This is a genomic window from Gilvirhabdus luticola (assembly GCF_040117515.1).
Lineage (GTDB): Bacteria > Bacteroidota > Bacteroidia > Flavobacteriales > Flavobacteriaceae > Gilvirhabdus > Gilvirhabdus luticola.
Window position 1 is genome coordinate 237,039 of the sequence record NZ_JBEEEN010000001.1, and the last position, 25,101, is coordinate 262,139.

Genomic DNA, 25,101 nt, shown 5'->3' on the forward strand with positions numbered 1-25,101 from the left:
GATCTATGAGCAAATCTATTTCGGGCTTTTCAAAATTATCAAAATCCAAAAAAATTGATTGGATTGTTGATACCTATTTTGTAAACAAAGAAGATGCTAAAAATATTTTAAAACAGTACTGGAATTCTAATGAAAAGTTACAACAGCTTCATGACGAATTTATTGAAAATACAATCTCTAATTATTATTTACCACTTGGTGTTGCACCAAATTTTTTAATCAACAATAAACTTTATACCATCCCAATGGCTATCGAAGAAAGTTCGGTAGTTGCTGCAGCAAGTAAAGCTGCCAAATTCTGGTTAGATAGAGGAGGTTTTAAAACCAAAGTTATTTCTACTGAAAAAATTGGTCAGGTGCATTTTATGTATCATGGCAATTTTGAAAATCTTCAGCGCTTTTTCGAAAAAGTTAAACCCCAATTAATTGGCGAAACTAAATCCATTACCAAAAATATGGAAAAGCGTGGTGGAGGTATATTAAAGATTGAATTACGTGATAAAACCAATGAAATAAAAGGATATTATCAGCTGCATGCAACATTTGAAACTGTTGATGCTATGGGTGCCAATTTTATTAATTCCTGTTTGGAACAGTTTGCAAATACATTCAAAAAAGAAGCTGAAAAATATGATGCTTTTGGTCCAGATGAAAATATTCAAATTGTTATGAGTATTCTATCTAACTATGTCCCTAATTGTCTAGTTAGAGCAGAGGTGAGTTGTCCTGTTGAAGATTTAAATGAAGATAGCACTATTTCGGGAAGAGATTTTGCTCAAAAATTTATCCAGGCCGTAAAAATTGCAGAAGTAGAACCATATAGAGCCGTTACTCATAATAAAGGTATTATGAATGGTATTGATGCCGTTGTACTCGCTACTGGCAATGATTTTAGGGCAGTTGAAGCTGGTGTACATGCATATGCAGCTAGAAATGGAATATATAGTAGTTTAACACATGCGAAAATAGATTATGGGATTTTTAAGTTTTGGATTGAAATACCTTTAGCTTTAGGAACCATTGGAGGTTTAACGAGCTTGCATCCTTTAGTAAAATTATCATTGGAATTACTTCATAAACCTTCTGCGAAAGAACTGATGCAAATCGTTGCTGTAGCAGGATTGGCGCAAAATTTTGCTGCTTTGCGCTCTCTTATAACCACTGGAATTCAAGAAGGACATATGAAAATGCATCTAATGAATATCTTAAATCAGTTTAACGTTAATGAACACGAAAAGTCAATCCTTATAGAACACTTTAAGGTCAATATAGTAACTCATAGTGCAGTAACAGATGCCTTAAAAAAGTTAAGAGTAAAAAGTGAATAAATTTTACAGCAACGGAAAATTATTACTCACCGGAGAATATGTTGTGCTAGATGGCGCCATGGCTCTGGCTTTGCCAACAACATATGGACAATCTTTAAATGTAGAATCTATTAATGAACCTAAAGTAGTTTGGCAAAGTTTTGATAAAAATGGAAACATTTGGTTTGAAAGTGAATTTATTATTCATCATGATGAAATTATAAATCAGGTTAAAACTGGTTCTGCTGAATCTGAACAATTACTACAAATACTGAATGCCGTAAAACAGATTAATCCTCTCTTTTTTAATTACGAAAAAGGATTTCATATTAGTACAAAGCTTGATTTTCCAAAAAATTGGGGACTTGGTAGTTCTTCAACTTTAATAAATAACATTGCCAAATGGACTAAAGTTGACGCGTATAAATTACTTAAACTTACATTTGGAGGTAGTGGCTATGATATAGCTTGTGCGCAACATAATCAACCTATTACCTATCAGGTTAAGAATGACAAAAGGATTATTAAAGGAATTAACTTCAATCCAAAATTTAGTGACTATCTCTATTTTGTGTATTTAAATAAAAAGCAAAACAGCAGAGAAGGCATAGCTTATTATAGAGATAATGTTTCAACTACTAAAGAAGCTATTTCAGAAATTAGTGATATTACTTTGAAAATTATTGACTGTACTAGTCTAAATGAATTTGAAAGTTTGATTAACAGGCATGAGCAAATAATCGCTTCGCTAACAAAACAGGAAACGGTTAAAGATGTACTGTTCAAAAATTTTAAAGGAAGTATTAAAAGCCTTGGTGCTTGGGGTGGTGACTTTGTATTAATAACTTCAAGAGAGAATCCTTCAAATTATTTTAAATCTAAAGGCTTTGATATCATTATACCATATGAAAATATAATTTTAAACCATAAAAAAAAGCCTTACTGAATAGCAAGGCTTTTTTTATAAACTATATTGTTTACTGAACTGTTTTAGCTCTGTTATCTTCTATTTCTGATGCCTCTTTTAAAGCATTATACAATTTTGAATTTACTGTACTTATCTTTTGCTGACCAACACGATTTGCTGCAGCTTGATAACTATCTAGTTCAACCACTGGAGTTATTTTAGTTACCTGTAACATGTATACACCTTTATCCCCATCAATCAATTTAGAAGTTTCGCCTTCTTTAAGACCAAAAGCTGTTCCAACAACCAAGCCTTCTTTACCTGCTCCAGAAAGTGTAGGGTTCTTCATGTTAATAGCAGCAGCTGTTTTCACTGTTGTATTTTCAGCGGCGGCCAAATCTTCTATTGAAGTAGCTTTAACCCTTTCTCGGATAATTTGGGCTTTCTTTTCTTTTCTTAATTTTGGTAAGACGGTGGCTGTAGCATCTTCTACATTCATTAATCCTTTTTTGTTTTTGGCTGTAAGCTGAACAATCGCATAACCTCCAGGTATATTAAACCTTTTTACATCTCCTACTTTGGTTGCATCTTCAAAAGTCCAACGAACTATACTTCTTTGATTACCCAATCCAGGAATAGATTCATCCAGAATTTTTATACTATTTACAGGTCGAAGTGCGTAATTGTTTTCTGTTGCTACTTCTTGAAAATCTTTGTTTGCTACAGCAATTTCAAAATTTGAAGCGTCTCTAAATACTTTATCTATTGTCGCTTCAGATGGTTCTATTTCTCTCGAAATGGTTCCAACTTTTATCATTCTTTGCTTGTTTTTTTGACCTTCAATCTCTATGATGTGAAACCCGAAAGCTGTTTTAACAACACCTATATCACCTGTTTTTCCTTCAAATTCAAAATCTCTAAACTCTGGGACCATAGTATTATATGGATGCCAATCATAGCGACCTCCATTTGCTTTACTTCCTTGATCTGAAGATAAAGCTTCTACTAACTCTGGAAATTTAGAAGGGTTGGACTTAACAACTGCTAGAACACTATCTGCTGTAACTTTTGCTTCTGCTTCTGTTTGGGTTACGTCTGGAGCTGCACTAGCTGCTCCAACAAAAGGAATTAAAATATGTCTTACTTTAACAGAGTCTGGTAATTGCTTTTCAGCAATAATTTTAGTCAATTTAAAGGTTTGACCATCTTTATATGGCCCGTATATTTCACCAACATTAAGGTTATAAATACTATCTGCTACTGCGGTTGGCAAATTCGATTTTGTCACAAAACGATCAACAAACTTAACATCTGAATGTGAATTGATAAATGCTTCATTATCTTGTGTTTTTCTAAATCCAACAACAGTGTCGTTTGTTTTGGTAACCTCATTATAAACTAATCTATCTTCCAATAATAATTCTAAATCTGCTTTAATAGCATTTTCATCTTCAACAGAAGCTACTTCTTTAAACTCTACATAATGCAAGTTTCTCGATTCTTCAACTTCGTAATCTTTTGAATGTCTTTTGATATAGTTTGAAATATCAGATTTACTGATTGTGACAGTACTGTCTGGAATAGACGTGTACGGAATTTGCACATATTTAATATCAACTTTGTTGCCTTCTAACTGATGCTCTAATTTTCCTTCAGCTAGAGTTCCCATTAAACCAGCTTTAACCAAATTCATATAATCTTGTTGTAAAGCATTTGCAGCCAAAGAGTTTTCATAATCTACCCATTGCTGATATGCTGCTGGCGTTTCTTTTAAATTGGCAATATATTCGTTCATGATATTTTCATCAAACAAACCCACTTCATTTTGAAAATCAGTATTAGTGGCCAAACTTTTACTCAAAATATCTTTCATTTGGTCTTTTTCAATTGAAATACCTAATTTTTCAAATTGACTTTCAAAAACCGCCTGTCTTACTTCCTGATCCCAAACTCTATTCATAACTTGGTTATTACTTGTGTTTGGACCAAGTTGTCTTTGAGTTATTTCTACTTTGCTTAAAAAGTATTCGCGAGTAATATCTTTATCATTGATGGTGCCAACAATATTCAGCGACTTTGAAGTTAAGGCGTCGCTATTTCTAAATAAATCTGATAAGACAAAAGAAAATAATGCTAACGCTATTATGATTATTAAGAAAAGACCTCGTTGTCTAATTTTATTTAAAACTGCCATTATTCTTTAATTTTTATAAAAATATAGTGCGCGAAAATACCATTTTCTATTTAATAATAAAAGTAGAATTAAGCTTAAATTAGTTTATACAAAGTAATTTACTCTTCTTCTTTAATTTTAAGTTCCACCAGGTCTATTTTTGTGTTAGAGACCTCTAAAATGGTAAACTGGAATTTATCAATAATCACGATTTCGTTTTGTTGTGGTATTTCTTCTTTGTGATCAACAATCAAACCTCCAAGAGTTTCGTAATTTTCACTTTCAGGTAGATTTATTTTATAAGTTTCGTTTAAATAATCGACTTCTAGACGTGCTGAAAATGTATAGTGGTTTACATCTATCAATTCTTCAGTAAGCTCTATATTATCATGTTCATCTTCTATTTCTCCAAAAAGCTCTTCTACAATATCTTCTACTGAAATAATACCCGAAGTTCCTCCGTACTCATCTAAAACAATAGCAATACTCTTTCTTTTTTTTATCAGGGTGTTTAAAATATCCTTTATCAGCATCGTTTCAGGAACAAACTCAACCGGTAATATAATAGACTTAATTGATTTGGGTTTTTTAAATAATTCGAATGAATGTACATATCCTAAAATATCGTCTATAGTTTCTTTATATACCAATATTTTAGAATACCCTGTTTCGGTAAAAAGTGCATTAAGATTCTTTATCGTTTCATTTTGTTCGACCGCAACTATTTCCGTTCTTGGTATCATAACCTCACGGGCTTTGACCTCTGAAAATTCTAAAGCATTTTGAAAAATTTGAATTTCTGTATCTACTTCTTCATGTGCTTCTACAGACTCCATTTGCTCACTTATGTAATTGCCTAATTCAACTTTTGTGAAAGCAAGTTGTACTTGATCTCCTTCGGTCTTAAAAAAACGCTTCAAGACTGTATCAGAAATCCAAATGACAAAATCTGAAATAAATGAGAATAACAAATAAAATAAATACGCCGGTATTGCAAATATCTTTAAGAGTGTATTCGCATAAATTTGAAAGAATACTTTTGGTAAAAATTCGGCAGATATTAAAATGATGAACGTAGATATTATGGTTTGGGTTAATAAACTTAAATCGGTAATTAGGTAATTAATAAATTGAGATTCTATATTCAATGTTTGAAACCTGTTTACCAAAAGATCGCCCATAAAAAGTCCATAAATCACTAAGGCTATGTTATTACCTATAAGCATTGTAGCAATAAATTTTGATGGTTTTGCCGTAAGCTTTCTTAAAACATTAGCCAAAAGGTCTTGTTGCTTTTTCTCGATCTCAATATGTATCTTATTTGAAGACACATAAGCAATCTCCATTCCCGAAAAAAAGGCTGAAAGCAATAAAGAAATAACAATGACTAGATAGATACTCATTTACGTTTTACTCTTTATTTTCAAACTTTTTATTAAATTTTCTTCTGAAAAAAAACATGAAAATAGCAGTAGCAGCGAGCAATATAGACATATATGCAATAACTCCTTCAGAAAACCATTTCTGAATCGCATCATAAACAAAAAGTATAGCAAATATCAGGTAAGCGTATTGAAAAAACTTCATGTACCTCATCAGGTTTTGAATTTAGATAGTTAAGAAAGTATAAAGATAATTAATTATTCTTCAAGTGTAATGATTCCATTAATTTCAAGAACTTCAGCTTGAGTAAATTTAGAATCAGAATCAAAACCATTACCGTTAATAAGGTCTGTTCCTGTTCTAAAGGTTACAGGGTTGTTGGTAAACAACCATTCTTTTGTTTGATCATAATATAATTGTTCGGCAAAAAGTGTGTCGTTTTGATGTGTAGATAAGACCACATTGCCTTGCATATCAATGAGATCGGTCTTACTATAAACAATGGCATAATCTGCCACAACTGTACTTTTTTGATTTTTATCATCAAAGATATCCAAATGTACACCATCTGTAAATTCGGTAAAAGCAAAACTTCGATTCGAAAAATCTAACATTTTTGGACTTAATAAAATAGCTTTTACTCTACCAGAGTCTGTATATTTTAAATTTATGTTTTCAGCTACACCTATTGGTTCGTGCTCGGAAATACCAATTTTTTGAACTTCTTTAAAGTTGTTTTTGCATGAAAAAAACATAGTCACAGTAAATACTGTGACTATGTGTAATGTAATATGCTTATTTCTAAATATCATTAAAGACTTGGCACCGTTACGCTAGACCCAATCCAACAACCTATATTTATGGTTTTTCCTGCGTTGCCTTCATTAAAGATATCTCCTTTAGAAGGTGCCTTTGCCATATAGTTTGCAACCGACTGTCCAGCTACTTTACTTAATGTAGCGTCGACACGTGCCGCCTTTCTGGCTTCGTCTGCAGCTAACCAGAATACAGCTCTTTTGTTAAACGTTGTATCACCACAATCATTAGCACTAGAGGCATACATTTGTGCAATTGCTAAATGTGATTTACCCATTGATGGGCTTGCAGACAAAGCTTTTCTAAAATAACTCCTTGCAGAACCATAGCTTCCTCTAGCTTTAAGTTTAGTACCTATTTTGTAAAGTAATTTTGCTTTCTCAAAATTATCTTTTTGTAAACTAATTGCTTGCTCATAAAATTCTATTGCAGCTTTAGAGTCTCCTTCTTTGTCTTTAAGTAACCCTAAATAGTATGCCGAATTAGCTGAAGGGCTTAAGTTATGATATGCATTAACCAACTTAAAGAATAATGGATCGTCAGTACATTCTTTTTCAGACATTCTACCAGCTGCTCTTTGTAACCAAACGGCATTTCCCTTATTGGCTTCAAAATCTTTGGTATATAATGGTATTAAATTTTCACAATTTGCTCTACCGCCAAGCTTACTGTCTATACTACCGGAAATTTGATCATAAGCCTTACAATAACTTTCGTAAGAATTTTTGTATCGCCCCTCTTTAGATGTTAAAGCTATTCCTGCTTCTTCTTTTTCAATGAGTTTATTTAATTTCTCTGTATAAATCTTTACTTCGTCATTTACTTTTTCAGTAACATCATCATATTTATCAAATAGCTGTGCATCAGTTTTTTTCTTGGCATCAAATAAATCTACCATTAGAGAAAAATAAGTATATAAGCTTTTTGGATTTGTAAATGTTTTTTTGTCTGCCTTGTAAGCGGCATCAAAACAATTGTAAAGTTCTTCATCACTTTTGTTTAAAATATCACGATTATCAAACATAAGTTGGCATGCTTTTGCTTCATATTCACCTTTAGGGGTTTTACTTGCAAAATAGGTTTCTCTTTCACTCCAAAGCTTAATTAAATCGTTGATATAACCTACTTTATCTGCTCCAGAAGATTTTTCAATTTTATCTTCTAATATCTTTTCACCATCAATGTAAATTGCATTGTTGAATTTTGGACATTTTACTCGAACATCCATCCAAGGCTGATAGGCCGAGTCGTAATTTTTTGCTTTTACATACTCATGAAATATGGAAAGTTTAGACATGCACTCTTCATCTTGCTGTGCAAAACCAGTTTGAAATCCTATAAATAAAAAGGTTAATAATAATGTAATTTTCGTCTTCATGATATTTAATTTACTCGTTAGTCATATTTTCTTTTATTGAACCATCTATCGTTCAAAGATAAACTTATTTGAAAATTTATGAAATTCTCTTGTATCAAGTTGTTGTTAGTTGTACCTCTTTTTCCAAACTCAAAACCTAAATTAGCATTAGAGAATACATTTCCAACTGGTAATCCTACTCCAAAAGACATGCCAAACTCATTTATAGACTCATCATTTATGACCAAACCCGTTTTTTCAAACCTGACTCCTGCTCTATAAACAACTCTTTGTAAGTAGCTTGTAAAAGAATTATATTTTGGAATATAAAATCCTCCAAAAGAAAAAGTTGAACTATCTTCAAAGGTTTGTGTACTATTGTTATGTAGCTCGTTTGAAAAATTACTTGTTTTTTGTGTAGTGTATTCTGCCCCTACAAACCACATTCTAGGCTGTCCGATACCTGCTCCAAAAGAAAACTTTGAAGGTAGTGTTAATTCGGTTTCATCTAAACCTGAAGCTATTAAATCATCTTGACCATCTATAGTATGAACTACAAATTCCTGTCCTGTTGATGCGCTAATGGTTATTGTAGAAAAGGAACGTTGATTACGAGACGTTAACTGTGCTTCTGGAGCATAAGTCAGACCTGTAACCAATTCAAATTTATCATTAATCATGGCTTTATAAGATAATCCGAGATTAAAGTTTAATCCACTTAAATCAGACCTACTGTCTTCACGAGACTGATAAGAGGTTAAATCGCCTTGGTTATCATATACAAACTCGATAGCGTAATTTTTAATATTTCCAAAATTATAATTAGCATCTACACCAATACTTAATCCTTTTGCCACTTGATATGCTAAAGACAAATATGTTTTGTTTACTCCTCCTTCTCCTCGAAATCTTTCGTATAAAAAATCATCATCATTTAAAGTTTCTAGCTTATAGCCAACAGAAGTATACGGAAGTAAGCCAAAACCAACTCCAAATTTATTTAGTGGTATTGAAATTGCAATATAGTTGAATGTTGAAGCGGCCGCACTTTCACTATCACTCTCACTTTTTAATTTTGTATTTGTATGACTTCCACCAACCGAAAATTTTACTGGTCTGCTTTCATTATTAAAAGATAAAAGGTTTGGAGTTGCATAAGACGCAGGATTACGTAAGTTTACATGAATACTATCTGTATAAATACTTAAGCCTCCCATGCTCCTATTTTCAACAGTTCCCTTAAACTTAAGACTACCAATGCCGTAAAAAGAATAAGGTGATGCTGTACCTTGTTGTGCGTAACTTTGAATTGCAAAAAAAGCAATAAAAACTATTACAAGTTTTCTTATCATTAATTTGAATTAAATTGTAAAATATGGTTCAATCCTTCTAAAAGAAAATTAGAGTTCGCAAATATGCTACTTTTTAATTGTTTAGACAAGAAATTAGCATCTCCACCTGTTAAAATAACTGTTAAATCTGAATATTTCTCTTTATAGTTTGCAATTACACCATCTATTTCATTTAAAACTCCATTAACAACTCCTGAATGGATTGAGTTTTCTGTTGAATCTCCTATAATTGAACTTGGAATTTCTGTTTCTAATAACGGCAAGTTAGCAGTTAAATTATTCAATACTTTATATCGCATTCTTATTCCTGGAGAAATTGCACCGCCTTGATATTCATTTTTGTCATTAATAAAATCGTATGTAATGCAACTACCAGCATCAATAATCAAGACATTACTTGCTGGATATTGATACACCGAGGCGCTTACTAATGCTATTCTGTCTACTCCTAAAGATTTAGGTGTTTTATAATTATTTTTAAAAGGTAATTTTGTATTTGAATTTAATTCTATAAAATCAAAAGTGTCTTTTAAGTAATTGGTGGTTGATTTGTTGAGTCTCCCAACAGAAGATACTATGGCTTGTTTAATAGACTTGTGTTTCTTAATTATACTTTTTATAGTCTTTAAAACTTCAGCTTCAATAACCACTTCTCTTAAAACTAACTTATGCTTTTTAAAAACAGCTAGCTTTATATACGTATTACCAACATCTATAACTATATTCATCTTGTAAAATAAAAGCTATAAATTTACAAATTCAATTTTTATAATATTTCTTTTGGGAATACTAAAATTGGATTTATATTTGCAACCGCTTTAGCGAGGTACCTTAGCTCAGTTGGTAGAGCAACGGACTGAAAATCCGTGTGTCCCTGGTTCGATTCCTGGAGGTACCACATTACAACCCTGAAATTTTATTGTTTTCAGGGTTTTTTGTTAAAGGAATTTTTTTACATCTTATAATTTAGTCTTCAAAGATTTTAATGCGCTTATTAAAAGATCTTCACTAATACGTTGTTTATAATTTGGGTTTATGTACTCAAACAATATTTCTCCTGAAGTATTTACAACCATAACAGTTGGAACGGGTAATACTTCTGTAGCATCTATTTTGGTTTTCTTTTTAATATACATTTTAGCCATTCCCGGAGTTTTAAATCCAATACCAACTTCTTGTATTAATTTGGCACCGGCATCAGAAAACAATAAATAGGTTACTTTATTATCATCAATTGAAGGTTTCAGAACACTATAATCGTCAGGGCTAATTGCAATAATTTGATAACCAAGATCAATAATCTGGCTTTCAGCTTCTGCCAATGATGCTAATTGCTGGTTACAATAAGGGCACCAACCACCTCGATAAAAGATCAATACTGTTGGTTTCTGTTTGATTAATTTATTTAGCAGTACTTCTTGGCCTTTAGAATCTAACAAGGAAGCTTTTGGAAATTTTTCACCAATCAATAAAGGGCTAATGTCTTCAGCCTTTTCAGGAAATTCTTGCCCATTAACAGAGTAACAAATAAGTAACACTAAAGCAAGTAATTTTAAATTCATCCTAAATATTTTAAACCTTTTGTCTGTGCAATAATGTTTTTCTTACAAAAAAACTGGAGCTTAATCGATTTTTGGTTTTTTTTATAAAGCTTTATGGCTTCATAAAAAAATTAAAAAAATGTATATTAGCTTGTTTGCTGTTTAAGCAAAACGAAATAACACACTTTTAATAAAATGGCGTTCAATACTAAAGAAAAGTTTATGCATGAAGCTGTCATGGCTGCACTTAAAGGCATGCAAAATAATGAAGGAGGTCCTTTTGGATGCGTCATTGTCAAAGACGGAAAAATTATTGGGAAAGGAAATAACAAAGTTACTTCAACCAATGATCCAACGGCTCATGCCGAAGTCACAGCTATAAGAGAAGCTTGTAAACATTTAAATTCTTTTCAGTTGGATGGTTGTGAAATTTACACATCATGTGAGCCTTGCCCTATGTGTTTAGGTGCTATTTATTGGGCACGCCCTAACAAAGTATATTATGGAAGTAATCAGCTTGATGCTGCCAATATAGGATTTGATGATGAATTCATTTATAAAGAAATTCTGTTGCCATACGATAAAAGAAGTATTTCTTTTGAGCAGTTAGGACGTGAAATCGCTTTAGAAGCCTTTCAGAAATGGTCAGAAAAAGAAGATAAAACTGAATACTAAAAAAGCTATGATTCAATTCATCCTTAACGATAAAACCATTGAAACCAGTGCAATTTCAGGTATGACCTCGCTGGATTTTGTTCGTTATGAACAACGTCTTACAGGTACAAAAATTGGTTGTAGAGAAGGTGATTGTGGCGCTTGCACAGTTTTAGTTGGCTCATTAAGCAAGGATAATAATATAGAATATCAAAGCATTACTTCTTGTATTTCTCCTTTAGGGAATGCTCACGGCAAACATATTGTAACGATTGAAGGAACAAATTTAAAAGACAAGTTAACAATAGCTCAACAATCCATGAAAGCCAATTATGCCACACAATGCGGATTTTGTACTCCTGGTTTTGTTGTGTCATTAACTGGTTTTGCAATATCTAACGTTGAAAAAACTCAAGAAAATGCTCTAGATGCTATTAGTGGAAATATTTGTAGATGCACAGGCTACAAATCTATTGAAAAAGCAGCACAGGAAGTTTGTGATAAATTAGAATTTTCAAAAACGAAAATATCACTAGAGTGGTTAATTGAAAATGAATTTATTCCTGAATATTTTAAAAATATCCCTAGCCGGCTTAAAGAATTTAAAACGAGTAAATCCTTGAAACAAGGAATTAAAATTGTCTCCGGCGGAACCGATTTATACGTTCAAAAGGCTGATGATTTAATTGAAAACAATCAACATCTTATTGCAGATCATAACCTTTTAAAAGGTATTGCTATACAAGGTGATAATTGTAGTATTGGAGCTGGAACAACCGTGACAGAACTTTGGAATCACATAGAACTTAATGCATATTTCCCAAATCTAAAAAAACATTTAAAGTTAGTGTCTTCAGAGCAAATCAGGAACATGGCTTCCTTTGGAGGAAACTTTGTCAATGCCTCACCAATTGGTGATATGACCATTTTCTTTTTGGCATTAAATAGTGACATTACAATTTTGGATAAGGCTGAAAAAGAAAGAACCATCGCCTTAAAAGACTTTTACACGAGCTATAAGACTTTCGATCTAAAACAAGATGAACTTATAAAAACTATACATTTCAAATTGCCCAATAAACAATCTCATTTCAATTTTGAAAAAGTATCTAAACGCACTCATTTAGATATTGCCAGCGTGAACTCTGCAATTCATGTAACAATTGAAAATAATAGCATTAGTGATGCTCATGTTTCTATTGGTGGCGTATATGAAATCCCAAGATATTTGCATAAAACTTCGGCTTTTTTACTAGGAAAGTTTTTAACTTCAGACCTTATTCTTGAAGCGCAGGATATTTTACAAAGTGAGATCTTACCAATTAGCGATGTTCGAGGTTCATGCGATTACAAACGATTGTTAGCTAGACAATTATTTTTTGCACATTTCACAGAATTATTCCCAAATCAATTTTCACTAAATGATTTTGTTGAACATGCATAAAAATAAATCACATAGCAAACTCAATACTTTAAAGAGTAACGTTGAAAAATCTTTAAAGCAAAGTATAAAGAACATTGATTCAAATACCCATGTTCGTGGTGAATCTTTATATGTTGATGATATTAATGTGAGAGAAGGAACTTTTCATGCTGTGGTTTTCGATTCGCCAATAGCACATGGAAAAATAAAAGGCATTGATTATTCTAAAGCAGAATCTCTTGAAGGTGTTGAGCGGATTTTTACGTATAAAGACATTCTTGGTGATAATCAAATTGGTGGTATTATTCCAGATGAACATTTGTTTGCTGAAGATGAAGTCCATTTTTGGGGACAGCCAATTGCTTTAATCGTTGCTAAAACTGAACTAATTGCTCGTCAAGCACGACGATTAATAAACATAGACATTGAAGAACTTCCTGTAATCACAACTGCCAAAGAAGCCAAAGAAAAAGGCAGTTTTATTAATGCGCCACGTTCATTCAATTTAGGCAATACAGAAAAGGCATTTAACGATTGTGAATACATTTTTGAAGGCGAAACATTTTCTAATGGTCAAGAACAACTCTATATTGAAGCACAAGGTTCTTATGCAGAACCTCTGGAAAATGGCAACATAAAAATCACTTCGTCTACACAAGGCCCAACTGCTGTACAAAAAACTGCAGCTAGAGTTTTAGGTTTACCCATGCATAAAATTGAAGTCGATGTCACACGTCTTGGTGGTGGTTTTGGTGGCAAAGAAGATCAAGCGACGCCTTGGGCAGTTATGGCTGCTTTGGCAACCTATCATTTAAAGCAATCGGTGAAATTGATTCTTAATCGTCATGATGATTTACGAATGACAGGAAAACGTCATCCTTATGAAAGCACATATAAAATTGGGCTTTCTAAAGATTTAAAAATTCTAGCTTACGAAGTTGAATTTCTACAAAACTCTGGTGCAGCAGCAGATTTATCGCCAGCTATTGCTGAACGAACTCTTTTTCATGCGACCAATAGTTATTTCGTAAAAAATGTGAAATCAACAGTTCATAGTTGTAAAACCAATTTACCTCCAAATACAGCTTTTCGAGGTTTTGGTGGTCCTCAAGGCATGTTTGTCATTGAATCTGCCATAGCTAAAGCAGCTTCTGAAATTGGAGTTTCGGCTCGAAAAATTCAAGAAATCAATTTACTTAAAGAAAACGATGAATTCTCTTATGGTCAAATTGCGAAACATGTTGAAGCGCAAAACTCTTGGTATGCTGCAACCTCTATTTTTTTTGTTGAAGAACTAGAACAAGAAGTTGAGAGCTTCAACGAAAAAAATACAGCTTTCAAAAAAGGGCTGTCTTTAATGCCAATTACTTTTGGCATTTCATTCACCAATACACCAATGAACCATGCCAGAGCATTGGTTCATATTTACCTTGACGGAAGTGTTGGAATTAGCACTGCTGCGGTTGAAATGGGACAGGGTGTCAATACCAAGATGTTGCAGATTGCAGCCAAAGTGTTTTCAATTGACAAAAGCAAAGTAAAAATTGAAACCACAAACACGACTCGTGTTGCCAATACTTCGCCTTCTGCAGCAAGTTCCACAGCAGACCTTAACGGAAAAGCATTATTAAAAGCCTGCAATAGTTTATTGGACAGATTAATAATAGTAGCTTCAGAAGACTTAAATGTTTCAGTAGAAAGTATAACATTGAAGTATGAGTTCGTTTATATTGATGATAAAAAAACGAATTTATCATGGACTGAACTCATCAGCAAGGCCATGTTAAATCGTGTCGCTTTAACAGAAAATGCACATTATGCAACACCAGAAATTCACTTTGATAAGACTAAAGAAAAAGGACATCCATTTGCATATCATGTTTACGGAACAGCAATCACAATAGTAACTGTAGATTGCACCCGAGGTACTTATGAATTTGATGCTGTTAAAATTGTTCATGATTACGGGAAAAGTATGAGTGAAGGTATAGATTTAGGACAAGCAGAAGGTGGACTTGTTCAAGGCATGGGTTGGATGACTATGGAAGAGATTGCGTATGGTTCAAATGGACGATTACTTTCTAATACCTTATCAACTTACAAAGTTCCAGATGTGTTTTCTGTTCCAAAGAATATCGAAATTTTACCTTTGGAAACTTCAGGAAATGAAATGGCCATATTAAAATCAAAAGCTGTTGGAGAGCCCCCTTTAATGTATGGTATTGGTGCTTATTTTGCAATTCAGAATGCTATAAAGGCTTTCAATCCAAACCATCAGCTTAAGTTTCATGCACCAATTACACCAGAGAAAGTATTGATCAGTTTATACGAAAAATAAAAGCCTATCAAACTACATTATACAAAACAAAACATATTTAAAGGTGCATTAATTTACAGCACAGGAGATACTATTGCATCACTTTTTTTGGATGAGTTTTCCATATACAGATTATTAGGGATGGTGTTTGTTGGAGCTACGTTTTATGCCTTTGAGATTCCTAACTATTTTGACTGGATAGTTAAGAAAACTCAATATCTTAATAACTTAAAAGCCACTTTAGCAAAAACAGGGTTGGCAATCTTATATTTTAACCCATTATGGATTGCGAGGCATCTATTTTTTATCAAGTTATTCTCTGGACAATTTCAAAATATTGGATGGAATATTTTAGAAATAGCATTTTGGTCTTTTTTGGCCAATATTTTAATTTCTTTTATTGCTAATTACATCATTCAAAACTTTTTCAAACTAAAATGGAGATTTCTTGCTAGTGCTATTTTTTCAGCGCTAATGGCTATTTATTACGCTTTAAGCGAGGTGTTATTTGCTTAACCCTTATAATGTATTTGTAGCAACTGTGCTACAACACTTATTGCAATCTCTTTAGGTGAATTACCTCCAATTTCTATACCTATCGGGCAAACAACATTATCCATTCCTTCGTTTATAGACATCTCTTTTATTAGCATATTATGAAATCGAACGCGCTTCGTTTTACTTCCTATTAATCCTAAAAACTTTGTGTCATTTTGTAATGCCATTGCAATAATATCAAAATCGATTGTATGATCATGCGTCATCACAAGTACATAACAGTTATTTCCCCAATTAACAGCATCTTTAAAAGTTTTAAAATCTTTAATGCTTACAGGAATTTGATTGACATGCTCTCCTAATTCTAAATTTTCAAACCAATTATCACGTGAATCTATAAGGTTTATTTTAAAAGATGTGCCGTTTAGTAAATTACTTATCTCAACGCCAATATGTCCTGCGCCATAAATGTAAAGTTCAGGTAATTGATTCATAGGTTCTATTATAAATTCCACTTGACCACCACAGCATTGTTCAAATTCTGGACCTAATGTATAGGTGGATTCCATTATTTTATTCTCGTCCAATGCAATTATTGCTTCATCAATAGCTTTAAACTCTAACTTACCACCTCCAATAGTACCATATATTTTTTTCTCTTTGGAAACAATCATCCTTGAACCGACTACACATGGAGTTGAACCCAAACATTTTGTAACGGTTACCAATGCAACTGGTTCTTGCTTTTTTTTAAAGCTATTCAATATTTCAAGCCAGTTTTCCATAATTGGTAAGTAAGAATACATTAAAACTTAATTTCTAGATTGTACTTTATTTACCAGTTTTCCAACGGTCAACCCTTGAACGATAATTGAAAAAACAACAACAATGTAGGTAATAACTAAAAAAAGATCCCGATGCATGTCTTGAGTCAACCCAAGTGCCAATGCAATAGAAATTCCTCCACGCAATCCTCCCCAAGTCATTATCAGGTTTGTTTTTGGAACAAAATCAAGTCGATCTTTAAAAAAATTAATCGGAAATAATAATGAAAGGTATCTGCAAAACAATATAATCGGAATAGCAATCAAACCAGCAATTATGAATTTACCTTCAAATGTTAAAACAAGGATTTCCATTCCAATCAATACGAACAGAATGGTATTTAAAAGAATATCTATGAGTTCCCAAAATTTATCAACGTATAATTCGGTAGATTCTGACATAGCATTTTGTCTTACAGTATTATTCCCAACAATCAAACCTGCTGTAACCATAGCCAGTGGTGCAGATAAATGTAATTTTTGAGCCACAACAGTTCCTACCATAACAGTGGCAAGTGTAATAATTACTTCAATATCGTAATCATCAATAGATTTTAATAATCTGTAAGTTATCCAACCCAGAAGTAGACCTAGTACTATACCACCAATTACTTCTTGTCCAAATAATTTTAAAACATGAATCGGTTCAAAATTATCGCTCCCAAATTCAGCTATTTTAAAGATTGTAAGAAAAATAACCACTCCAACACCATCATTAAATAACGATTCTCCAACAATTTTTGTTTCAAGTTTTTTAGGAACTCCTGCTTTCTTTAAAATACCTAAAACAGCAATTGGGTCTGTTGGAGATATTAAAGCACCAAATAATAAGCAGTAAATAAAGCCTATGTTAAAACCGATAATCTGTAATGAGTAAAACATAATTGTTCCAACCAAAAAAGTTGAAACCAATGTTCCTAAAGTTGCAAATACCAGAACAGGCCAACGCTGAACTTTTAATTGTTCGAAGTTGGTGTGTAAGGCTCCAGCAAAAAGCAAAAAGCTCAACATAACATCCAATAAAACTGTTCTAAAATCAATATGAGTAATGATAAATCTTTCTGCGTTAAGTAATCTGGTATCAAAGTAACTTAAAGCAAAAACTCCAAGCGTAAATAGTATAGTAATAATCATTAGCCCTATTGTATTAGGAAGCTTTAGAAATCTAACATTGATGTAACCAAATGTTGCAGCCAAAAAAACTAACACAGATATAATTAGAAAATAATCCATTTCTTAAAATTTATCATGCTAAAATACGGTATTCTTTAAAAAAATTATTTCAAAGATACTCGTAAAGTTTTATGTATTTTAGCTACTAAACAATTATCTTAATTATCAAATCATTTTAAATGTCTAAAACATATTACGATCCTTCCGACTTAAAAAAATTTGGCAATATCTCTGAATGGAATAAAGAACTAGGGACAAAATTCTTTGATTATTACAATCAGGTTTTTGAAGAAGGTACATTAACTCAACGTGAAAAATCGTTAATTGCATTAGCCGTTGCTCATACTATACAATGTCCTTATTGCATTGATGCTTACACTGGTGACGGATTGCAAAGAGGTATCACAAAAGAAGAAATGATGGAAGCACTTCATGTAGCAGCTGCCATTCGTGGTGGTGCTTCACTTGTACATGGCGTGCAAATGATGAATAAGGTTAACAAACTAGAAATGTAAATGATTAAATCTCTTCATAAACGTAAAAGCGATCTAGCCAAAACCACAAAACAACTTGAAATTCTTTCTAATGGAATTTTTGCCAATGGTGACTTACCAAAGTTTAAAGATAAAATTGAAATACTTCTTCGTCCAAAATTATTGGAAGTTCTACAAATTAATCTGGGTTATATGTGCAATCAAGTTTGTGCCCATTGTCACGTTGATGCAGGGCCTGACAGAAAAGAGATTATGACCGAAGAAACTATGAAACAATGTTTGGATGTTATAAAAAGGACAAATACACATACGCTGGATTTAACTGGTGGAGCTCCAGAAATGAATCCTGATTTTAGATGGTTTGTTGAAGAAGCTTCAAAAATTGGTGTTAAAGATTTCATTGTTCGGTCAAACCTAACCATTATAAGCGCTAACAAAAAGTATCATGATTTGCCAGAATTCTTCAAAAAATATAATATTCATGTGATTAGCTCAATGCCACACTGGACTCGTGGGAAAACAGATAAACAAAGAGGTGATGGTGTTTTTGATAAATCAATTCAAGCGCTTAAAAACTTAAACGATGTTGGATACGGGATGCCAGATAGTCCTTTAAAACTAGATTTAGTATATAACCCTTCGGGTGCATTTTTACCTGCAAATCAAAGCGCGTTGGAAAAAGATTTTAAAAAAGTATTACTTGATGATTTTAATATAAATTTTCATAATCTATTTGCCATAACAAATTTACCAATAAGTCGTTTTTTGGATTATTTAATTGCTTCAGATAATTATGAAGATTATATGTATGCATTAGTCGAAGCCTTCAACCCTTCAACACTTTCTAATCTTATGTGTACCAATACAATTTCTGTGAGTTGGGATGGCTACTTGTATGATTGTGACTTTAATCAAATGCTTGATTTAAAAATATCGAGTCGTGTTAAACACATCAGTGAGTTTAATGAAGAATTACTTCAAAGTAGAAACATTATTATTTCACAACATTGTTATGGTTGCACAGCTGGAGCAGGAAGTAGTTGTCAAGGAAATGTTGCATAACAATGATAAAATTCTCTACATATATTATATTCTTTTTTCTAACTATTCCTTTTGCAATAGCCCAAGAATCCTTGTCTGAATTATTGCACATGCACAATTCTAATTCAGTGCTATATATGTCTGTTCAGGAACTGGCAATGCCCAAAACCGATGCTGTAATTATTGATTCTCGTGAAGTTGAAGAATATAATGTAAGTCATATTAAAAATGCTTTACCCGTTGGGTATGACTCTTTTGATTTGAAGACAGTAACTGAAAACATAAAAGATAAAAACCAACTTATTGTTGTTTACTGCTCTTTGGGTATTCGTTCAGAAAGGATTGCAGAACAAATACAAAAGTCTGGCTATACAAATGTATATAATCTTTATGGAGGTATTTTTGAATGGAAAAATGCAGATTTTCCTTTATATAATTTAGAAGGTGAAACGAATAAAATTCATGGTTTTTCAAAAGAATGGAGCAAATGGTTAAAAAAAGGTGAATGTGTTTATGAATGAAAATTTGCTGATTATTTTTGTAAAAAATATAAAACTTGGAAAAGTAAAAACCAGACTAGCTAAAACCATTGGCAACAAAGCCGCATTTGAGATTTATAAAATTCTTGTTGATAAAACAGAAAAGGCAACTGAAAAATTACCAATGAAAAAACATATTTATTTTTCAGATGTTATTATAGATAGTAAATGGATTGGTGATAATAAAACCATTCAAAATGGCTCAGATTTAGGAGCACGTATGAAAAACGCTTTCAAAGATGGATTAAAAAAAGGTTTCAAAAAGATTGTTCTTATTGGCTCCGATCTGCCAGATATAGACGAATCAATTATTAAAAAAGCATTCAAAGTTCTTAATTTTAAAGATACCGTTTTTGGTCCAGCTGAAGACGGTGGTTATTATTTAATTGGTATGAAACAGTTATACACTCATGTATTTGATAACAAGCCTTGGAGTGAATCACATTTATTGGAAGCGACATTGCAAGAATTGAAGTCCAATAATATTTCATTTGGCTTAACCGAAACACTCAATGATATTGATACTTTTGAAGATTTAAAGTCGTCATCAATTTACAAGATATATTCTCATGATTAAATACATAAACGAAACAACAGAATTTCTTAGAAATAAGGGTTTCGAAAATCCTGAAATCGGAATTATTTTAGGTACTGGTTTAGGTCAATTAGTTCATGAAATAGAAATTTCAAAAGAAATTAGCTACAATCATATTCCTCATTTTCCAACAGCAACAGTGGAGTTTCATAAAGGCAAGCTACTTTATGGTATTTTAGAAGGAAAAAAAGTAATTGTTATGCAAGGTCGTTTTCATGTATATGAAGGTTATACTATGCAGGATGTAACCTACCCTGTTCGTATCATGGAAAAGCTTGGTATAACAACACTTCTGGTATCTAATGCAGCAGGTGCTATCAACCTTGACTTCAAAAAAGGAGATTTGATGCTTATTGAAGATCATATCAACCTGCTTGGCAATTCGCCTTTGGCATTTAAAGATGTCTCTCAACTTGGAGAGCGATTTGTAGATATGAGTGAGCCGTATGACCTAGAAATAAATAATAAATTCTTTTCAATCGCAAAGGAAAACAATATCAAGCTTCATAAAGGTGTTTATGTAAGTGTAGTAGGTCCGCAATTAGAAACAAAAGCCGAGTACAGGATGCTCAAAACTCTTGGCGCAGATGCTGTAGGCATGAGTACTATCCCAGAGGTTATAGTTGCAAACCATTTGAAATTGAAAGTTGCAGCCATTTCGGTTTTAACAGATGAGTGTGACCCAGACAATTTAAAACCTATAAGCGTTAAAGAAATTATTGAAATGGCAAATAAAGCCGAACCAAACATGATAATACTTTTTAAAGAGCTAATAAAAATTATTTAATCATGTAATATTTGTTACACACTATTGGTAATAAAGAATATACCTTTATCTAATTCAAAATCTAATAAATAAGAGCAAAATGAGCTATTTAGAAACTACTCAAGACATATATAAAGAAGCTGCCCTAGTACCAGATGTTGGTTTTTGTTGTACAACAAATCCTGTTTGGGAATTACCTGGATTAAAGATTCCTAAAATCATGCAAGAAATGAACTATGGTTGTGGTAGTACAGTACATGCCCGAGATTTAGTGAACAACCCAAAAATGCTATATGTTGGTGTTGGAGGCGGAATGGAACTTTTACAATTTGCATATTTTAATCGCCAAAAAAGTGGTATTATTGGAATTGACGTTGTTGATGAAATGCTTGAAGCCTCAAGAAAAAACCTTAATGAAGCTGAAAAATTAAACTCTTGGTTTAAAAGTGAATTCGTAGATCTTATAAAAGGAGATGCTATGCATCTTCCGGTTAAGGATAATAGTATTGATGTGGCAGCCCAAAATTGCTTATTCAATATTTTTAAAACCGATGATTTAAAGAAAGCTATTGCAGAAATGTATCGCGTACTTAAACCTAATGGGAAATTAGTAATGAGTGATCCAACTTGTGAGCAACCAATGAATGATGACTTAAGAAATGATGACAGACTTCGTGCTTTATGTTTAAGCGGAAGTTTGCCTATAAAAGAATACGTGAAAATGTTAACTGATGCTGGATTTGGCACGATTGAAATTCGAGCTAGAAAACCTTATCGTGTACTTGATCCTAAACATTATGCCACCAATGAATTGATTTACATAGAATCTATTGAAGTAGCGGCTATTAAAGACCCAATGCCGAATGATGGACCATGTGTGTTTACTGGAAAGGTGGCAATATATTTTGGTGATGATGATTATGTAGACGATAAAGCTGGACATATTTTACTTAAAAATCAACCGCTCGCCATTTGTGACAAAACGGCTAATGCTTTGGCAAATTTAAATAGAGATGATATCTTTATAAGTGAATCTACCTACTATTACGATGGTGGTGGATGCTGTTAACCGATGATAATGGAAAAGTATATTGACATTATATTAAATTCTTATTATGGGTATCTGTCATACCTTAAAGATTTATTGATTTTCAAATACCATTGGGATAATTATTTCTATGGGTTAATAATTCTATCATTAATTGTTTGGGTTCTTGAAATTAAATTTCCTTGGCGAAAAGATCAACCTATTTTCAGAAAAGACTTTTGGTTAGACACATTTTATATGTTCTTCAATTTCTTTTTGTTGAATCTTATTGTGATGATTGCTCTGTCTAATACTGCTGAAGTTCTTTTTAATGACTTTTTAAGTTTTTTTGGATTGAGTGTCTCTAGTTTTCAATTGTTTGATGTAGATGATTTACCAAAATGGGCTGGTCTGTTAATTTTCTTTTTAGTATCAGATTTTGTTCAGTGGAATACACACAGATTATTACACAGAGTTCCTTTTTTATGGAATTTTCATAAGGTGCATCACAGTGTAAAGGAAATGGGCTTCGCAGCACAATTTAGATATCATTGGATGGAACCTGTAGTTTATAAATCCATACAATATATTCCATTGGCAATCATAGGCAATTACGACGCTAGTGATGTAGCAATAGTTTACTTCTTTGCTATTTTAATTGGCCATTTAAACCATGCTAATCTCGGCTGGGATTATGGCATCTTTAAATACATTTTGAATAACCCAAAAATGCACATTTGGCATCATAGCAAAGAACTTCCTGAAAGGTTTGGCGTGAATTTTGGTCTAACACTAAGCATTTGGGATTATCTTTTTAAAACCAACTACATTCCGACAAGCGGAAGGGATATTGAATTGGGTTTTGAAAATGACGAAAATTTCCCGACAGATTTTGTTAACCAGGAGTTATATCCTTTATCAAAAAAGAAGTAATGAGGTATTTTATAGTTTTGTTTTTAATGTGTGTTGGTTTAAATGCACAACAAATTGATCATTCTAAATGGACATCATTTCTTCAACAACATGTTTCAGAGTATGGTAATGTAGATTATAAAGTCATTTCTAAAAACCCTTCAGAATTGAATAGATATTTAAACGAATTCGTCAATATACACCCAAATGTTTCATGGACAAAAAATGAAACTTTAGCCTATTGGATAAACGCTTACAATGCATTTACCATTAAATTGATAATTGATAATTATCCTGTTAAAAGTATCAATGATATTTCACAACCTTGGGACAAAAAGTTCATTCCAATCAATGGAAAATCGATCTCTTTAAACTATATAGAACATGAAATCCTTCGTAAAATGAATGAACCTCGTATTCATTTTGCTATTAATTGTGCGTCTATATCTTGCCCTAAACTATTAAATGAAGCCTATGTACCCGAAACTTTGGACGGGCAATTAGATAACGCTGCAAAAGAGTTTATCAATTCTAATAAAAACAAACTAACGTCAGGAAATATCAAAATTTCCAAAATATTCAAATGGTTTAAAAAAGACTTTGAAACCAATGGTTCCATTATCGATTTTATAAATAACTATTCAGAAATCAAATTGAGTTCTAAAGAAAAAATAGGATATTTAGATTACAACTGGAGTCTGAATGAATAAAATTTCCATCATCATCCCAATTCTTAACGAAGCCAAAACCATTGGCAATTTACTTCAATACTTGATTAAAAATGCTTCTAAAGAAAACATTGCAGAAATTATTGTGGTTGATGGCGGAAGTAACGATGGTTCAAAAAGTGTAGTGACTAATTTCATATCAGGTCGAGCGCAGCCGAGACCTAATTACAACCTCTCGATTGCGCTCGAGGAGGCAAAAATCGAATTTATTACTTCAGAAAAAGGAAGAGCCAAGCAGATGAATACTGGAAATGAATTTGCAACTGGAAGTATCCTTTATTTTTTGCATGCCGATTCTTTTCCTCCAAAACATTTTGATCAACACATCATTAACGAAGTAGAAAAAAATAACCTTGCAGGTTGTTTCAGGATGCAATTTGACAACAACCATTGGTGGTTACGTTTAGCAAGTTGGCTTACTCAATTTCATTGGCGAGCTTGTCGTGGTGGCGATCAAAGTTTGTTTATTACCAAAACATTATTTGATGATATTGGTGGTTATAACGAGAGTTATATGATTTATGAAGACAATATTTTGATTAACGAACTTTACAAACGTAATGAGTTTGTTGTCATTAATAAAAAGCTACGAACTTCAGCACGTTGCTACGAAAAAAATGGCATTTGGAAATTACAATATCATTTCTGGACCATTTATGTAAAGAAATGGTTTGGTGCTTCTGCAGAAGAATTATACAGTTACTATAAAAAACATATTATATCTTAAGTAAATTTTAACTTTGTAGCAGAAAGGATATTCAACTTTCTCGACCAATACTAAAAATTAAACCATATGGAACAAAAATTAAACCAAGTTCAAGGCAAAGAGCCTAATATTTTTAAATGGGCATTAAAATTTGCTTCTACTGCGGGTATTGCAGGCATTATATGTTGCGTGGCTCCAGCTGTACTTTTCATGTTTGGTCTCATGGGTGGTATTTACGCCATTTCCTTTGCAGATTTCTTTTATGCTGAAGATGGTTCGATTGGTTTAGGTTCATGGATTTTACGCGGTTTGGCTGTGGTTATTGGTGTTTATGGCATCTACTTATACAGAAAAAAGCAGAATCAATGCTCTATAGATCCAAAAAGAAAACGTAAAAATATCATTCTGGTTACTATCATAACTGTTGTTTTAGGAGTTGGTATCTTTTTGACACTTGAAAAATGGTCGTCTTGGTATTTTGATAAACACATTGTACCAGCGCAACAGGAAGAATATCGCCAAATGGATTTAGAGAAAAATACAAACCAATAGCCATTAAACTGTTGTA

At 32.4% G+C, this 25,101-nt stretch carries 26 protein-coding genes and 1 tRNA gene; 17 read left to right on the forward strand and 10 right to left on the reverse strand.

All coding sequences use genetic code 11. The features are described from left to right. Positions 1 to 5 precede the first annotated feature (5 nt). Positions 6 to 1,328 carry a hydroxymethylglutaryl-CoA reductase, degradative gene (locus tag AAFP94_RS01150; RefSeq protein WP_316661035.1) on the forward strand — a complete coding sequence of 441 codons (1,323 nt, stop codon included), beginning with the start codon at positions 6 to 8 and terminating at the stop codon, positions 1,326 to 1,328. After that, on the forward strand, positions 1,321 to 2,253 hold the full coding sequence (locus AAFP94_RS01155) for a GYDIA family GHMP kinase (RefSeq protein ID WP_316661034.1): 933 nt from the start codon (positions 1,321 to 1,323) through the stop codon (positions 2,251 to 2,253). Before AAFP94_RS01150 ends, AAFP94_RS01155 begins: the two co-directional genes overlap by 8 nt. A gap of 31 nt (positions 2,254 to 2,284) precedes the next feature. On the opposite strand, the gene AAFP94_RS01160 is transcribed toward AAFP94_RS01155, so the two are convergent. The 7 genes from AAFP94_RS01160 to AAFP94_RS01190 form a co-directional block, all read right to left on the reverse strand. Beyond that, positions 2,285 to 4,408 (reverse strand): peptidylprolyl isomerase, encoded by a 2,124-nt coding sequence (locus AAFP94_RS01160; RefSeq protein ID WP_316661033.1) that lies wholly within the window; start codon positions 4,406 to 4,408, stop codon positions 2,285 to 2,287. A 98-nt stretch (positions 4,409 to 4,506) separates the two neighbouring features. Beyond that, the gene (locus AAFP94_RS01165) at positions 4,507 to 5,790 is read right to left on the reverse strand and encodes a hemolysin family protein (protein WP_316661032.1); all 1,284 of its coding nucleotides are present in this window, start codon (positions 5,788 to 5,790) and stop codon (positions 4,507 to 4,509) included. 7 nt (positions 5,791 to 5,797) lie between these two features. Then, positions 5,798 to 5,974 carry a hypothetical protein gene (locus AAFP94_RS01170; protein ID WP_316661031.1) on the reverse strand — a complete coding sequence of 59 codons (177 nt, stop codon included), beginning with the start codon at positions 5,972 to 5,974 and terminating at the stop codon, positions 5,798 to 5,800. Between the two features lie 53 nt (positions 5,975 to 6,027). Further along, positions 6,028 to 6,582: an LPS export ABC transporter periplasmic protein LptC gene (gene lptC / locus AAFP94_RS01175; protein ID WP_316661030.1), complete on the reverse strand. Its 555-nt coding sequence runs from the start codon at positions 6,580 to 6,582 to the stop codon at positions 6,028 to 6,030. Continuing rightward, the gene (locus tag AAFP94_RS01180) at positions 6,582 to 7,964 is read right to left on the reverse strand and encodes a tetratricopeptide repeat protein (protein ID WP_316661029.1); all 1,383 of its coding nucleotides are present in this window, start codon (positions 7,962 to 7,964) and stop codon (positions 6,582 to 6,584) included. The genes lptC and AAFP94_RS01180 overlap by 1 nt, the downstream gene beginning before the upstream one ends. 17 nt (positions 7,965 to 7,981) lie before the next feature. Next, on the reverse strand, positions 7,982 to 9,295 hold the full coding sequence (locus AAFP94_RS01185; RefSeq protein WP_316661028.1) for a hypothetical protein: 1,314 nt from the start codon (positions 9,293 to 9,295) through the stop codon (positions 7,982 to 7,984). Next, a complete protein-coding gene (locus AAFP94_RS01190) occupies positions 9,295 to 10,023 on the reverse strand; it encodes a type III pantothenate kinase (protein ID WP_316661027.1) in 729 nt (242 codons plus the stop codon). The genes AAFP94_RS01185 and AAFP94_RS01190 overlap by 1 nt, the downstream gene beginning before the upstream one ends. Before the next feature lie 97 nt (positions 10,024 to 10,120). Between AAFP94_RS01190 and AAFP94_RS01195 the strand changes: the two genes are divergently transcribed. Further along, a tRNA-Phe gene (locus tag AAFP94_RS01195) sits at positions 10,121 to 10,193 on the forward strand. Between the two features lie 61 nt (positions 10,194 to 10,254). Here the strand turns inward: AAFP94_RS01195 and AAFP94_RS01200 are convergent. Beyond that, on the reverse strand, positions 10,255 to 10,857 hold the full coding sequence (locus AAFP94_RS01200) for a peroxiredoxin-like family protein (RefSeq protein ID WP_316661026.1): 603 nt from the start codon (positions 10,855 to 10,857) through the stop codon (positions 10,255 to 10,257). A gap of 174 nt (positions 10,858 to 11,031) precedes the next feature. On the opposite strand from AAFP94_RS01200, the gene AAFP94_RS01205 reads away from it, so the two are divergent. The 4 genes from AAFP94_RS01205 (at position 11,032) to AAFP94_RS01220 (ending at position 15,746) form a co-directional block, all read left to right on the forward strand. Next, positions 11,032 to 11,511 (forward strand): nucleoside deaminase, encoded by a 480-nt coding sequence (locus tag AAFP94_RS01205; protein WP_316661025.1) that lies wholly within the window; start codon positions 11,032 to 11,034, stop codon positions 11,509 to 11,511. Positions 11,512 to 11,518: 7 nt separating this feature from the next. Next, positions 11,519 to 12,934, forward strand: coding sequence for an FAD binding domain-containing protein (locus AAFP94_RS01210; RefSeq protein ID WP_316661024.1), 1,416 nt, complete (start codon positions 11,519 to 11,521; stop codon positions 12,932 to 12,934). Beyond that, positions 12,927 to 15,251 (forward strand): xanthine dehydrogenase molybdopterin binding subunit, encoded by a 2,325-nt coding sequence (locus AAFP94_RS01215; protein ID WP_316661023.1) that lies wholly within the window; start codon positions 12,927 to 12,929, stop codon positions 15,249 to 15,251. The genes AAFP94_RS01210 and AAFP94_RS01215 overlap by 8 nt, the downstream gene beginning before the upstream one ends. A gap of 87 nt (positions 15,252 to 15,338) precedes the next feature. Beyond that, entirely contained in the window at positions 15,339 to 15,746 is a 408-nt protein-coding gene (locus AAFP94_RS01220; RefSeq protein ID WP_316661022.1) for a hypothetical protein, read from the forward strand. On the opposite strand, the gene xdhC is transcribed toward AAFP94_RS01220, so the two are convergent. Next, complete coding sequence (gene xdhC / locus AAFP94_RS01225; RefSeq protein ID WP_316661021.1) at positions 15,743 to 16,513, reverse strand: xanthine dehydrogenase accessory protein XdhC; 771 nt, start codon at positions 16,511 to 16,513, stop codon at positions 15,743 to 15,745. The two genes, AAFP94_RS01220 and xdhC, sit on opposite strands and share 4 nt — an antisense overlap. Before the next feature lie 27 nt (positions 16,514 to 16,540). Next, positions 16,541 to 17,785 (reverse strand): cation:proton antiporter, encoded by a 1,245-nt coding sequence (locus AAFP94_RS01230; RefSeq protein ID WP_316661020.1) that lies wholly within the window; start codon positions 17,783 to 17,785, stop codon positions 16,541 to 16,543. A 119-nt stretch (positions 17,786 to 17,904) separates the two neighbouring features. Here AAFP94_RS01230 and AAFP94_RS01235 point away from each other — a divergent pair, with 119 nt between their 5' ends. The 10 genes from AAFP94_RS01235 (at position 17,905) to AAFP94_RS01280 (ending at position 25,085) form a co-directional block, all read left to right on the forward strand. Beyond that, positions 17,905 to 18,240, forward strand: a complete 336-nt coding sequence (locus AAFP94_RS01235) for an arsenosugar biosynthesis-associated peroxidase-like protein (RefSeq protein ID WP_316661019.1) — start codon at positions 17,905 to 17,907, stop codon at positions 18,238 to 18,240. Next, complete coding sequence (gene arsS / locus AAFP94_RS01240) at positions 18,241 to 19,281, forward strand: arsenosugar biosynthesis radical SAM (seleno)protein ArsS (RefSeq protein WP_316661018.1); 1,041 nt, start codon at positions 18,241 to 18,243, stop codon at positions 19,279 to 19,281. A 2-nt stretch (positions 19,282 to 19,283) separates the two neighbouring features. Further along, positions 19,284 to 19,781, forward strand: a complete 498-nt coding sequence (locus AAFP94_RS01245; RefSeq protein ID WP_316661017.1) for a rhodanese-like domain-containing protein — start codon at positions 19,284 to 19,286, stop codon at positions 19,779 to 19,781. After that, positions 19,774 to 20,376 (forward strand): TIGR04282 family arsenosugar biosynthesis glycosyltransferase, encoded by a 603-nt coding sequence (locus AAFP94_RS01250; protein ID WP_316661016.1) that lies wholly within the window; start codon positions 19,774 to 19,776, stop codon positions 20,374 to 20,376. Before AAFP94_RS01245 ends, AAFP94_RS01250 begins: the two co-directional genes overlap by 8 nt. Beyond that, positions 20,369 to 21,181: a purine-nucleoside phosphorylase gene (locus tag AAFP94_RS01255; RefSeq protein WP_316661015.1), complete on the forward strand. Its 813-nt coding sequence runs from the start codon at positions 20,369 to 20,371 to the stop codon at positions 21,179 to 21,181. Before AAFP94_RS01250 ends, AAFP94_RS01255 begins: the two co-directional genes overlap by 8 nt. 79 nt (positions 21,182 to 21,260) lie before the next feature. Beyond that, the gene (gene arsM / locus AAFP94_RS01260) at positions 21,261 to 22,229 is read left to right on the forward strand and encodes an arsenosugar biosynthesis arsenite methyltransferase ArsM (RefSeq protein WP_316661014.1); all 969 of its coding nucleotides are present in this window, start codon (positions 21,261 to 21,263) and stop codon (positions 22,227 to 22,229) included. Positions 22,230 to 22,238: 9 nt separating this feature from the next. After that, positions 22,239 to 23,120: a sterol desaturase family protein gene (locus AAFP94_RS01265; RefSeq protein WP_316661013.1), complete on the forward strand. Its 882-nt coding sequence runs from the start codon at positions 22,239 to 22,241 to the stop codon at positions 23,118 to 23,120. Continuing rightward, positions 23,120 to 23,809 carry a DUF547 domain-containing protein gene (locus AAFP94_RS01270; protein WP_316661011.1) on the forward strand — a complete coding sequence of 230 codons (690 nt, stop codon included), beginning with the start codon at positions 23,120 to 23,122 and terminating at the stop codon, positions 23,807 to 23,809. Before AAFP94_RS01265 ends, AAFP94_RS01270 begins: the two co-directional genes overlap by 1 nt. After that, positions 23,802 to 24,554 (forward strand): TIGR04283 family arsenosugar biosynthesis glycosyltransferase, encoded by a 753-nt coding sequence (locus tag AAFP94_RS01275; RefSeq protein ID WP_316661010.1) that lies wholly within the window; start codon positions 23,802 to 23,804, stop codon positions 24,552 to 24,554. Before AAFP94_RS01270 ends, AAFP94_RS01275 begins: the two co-directional genes overlap by 8 nt. A 66-nt stretch (positions 24,555 to 24,620) precedes the next feature. Beyond that, positions 24,621 to 25,085: a hypothetical protein gene (locus AAFP94_RS01280; RefSeq protein ID WP_316661009.1), complete on the forward strand. Its 465-nt coding sequence runs from the start codon at positions 24,621 to 24,623 to the stop codon at positions 25,083 to 25,085. Positions 25,086 to 25,101 lie beyond the last annotated feature (16 nt).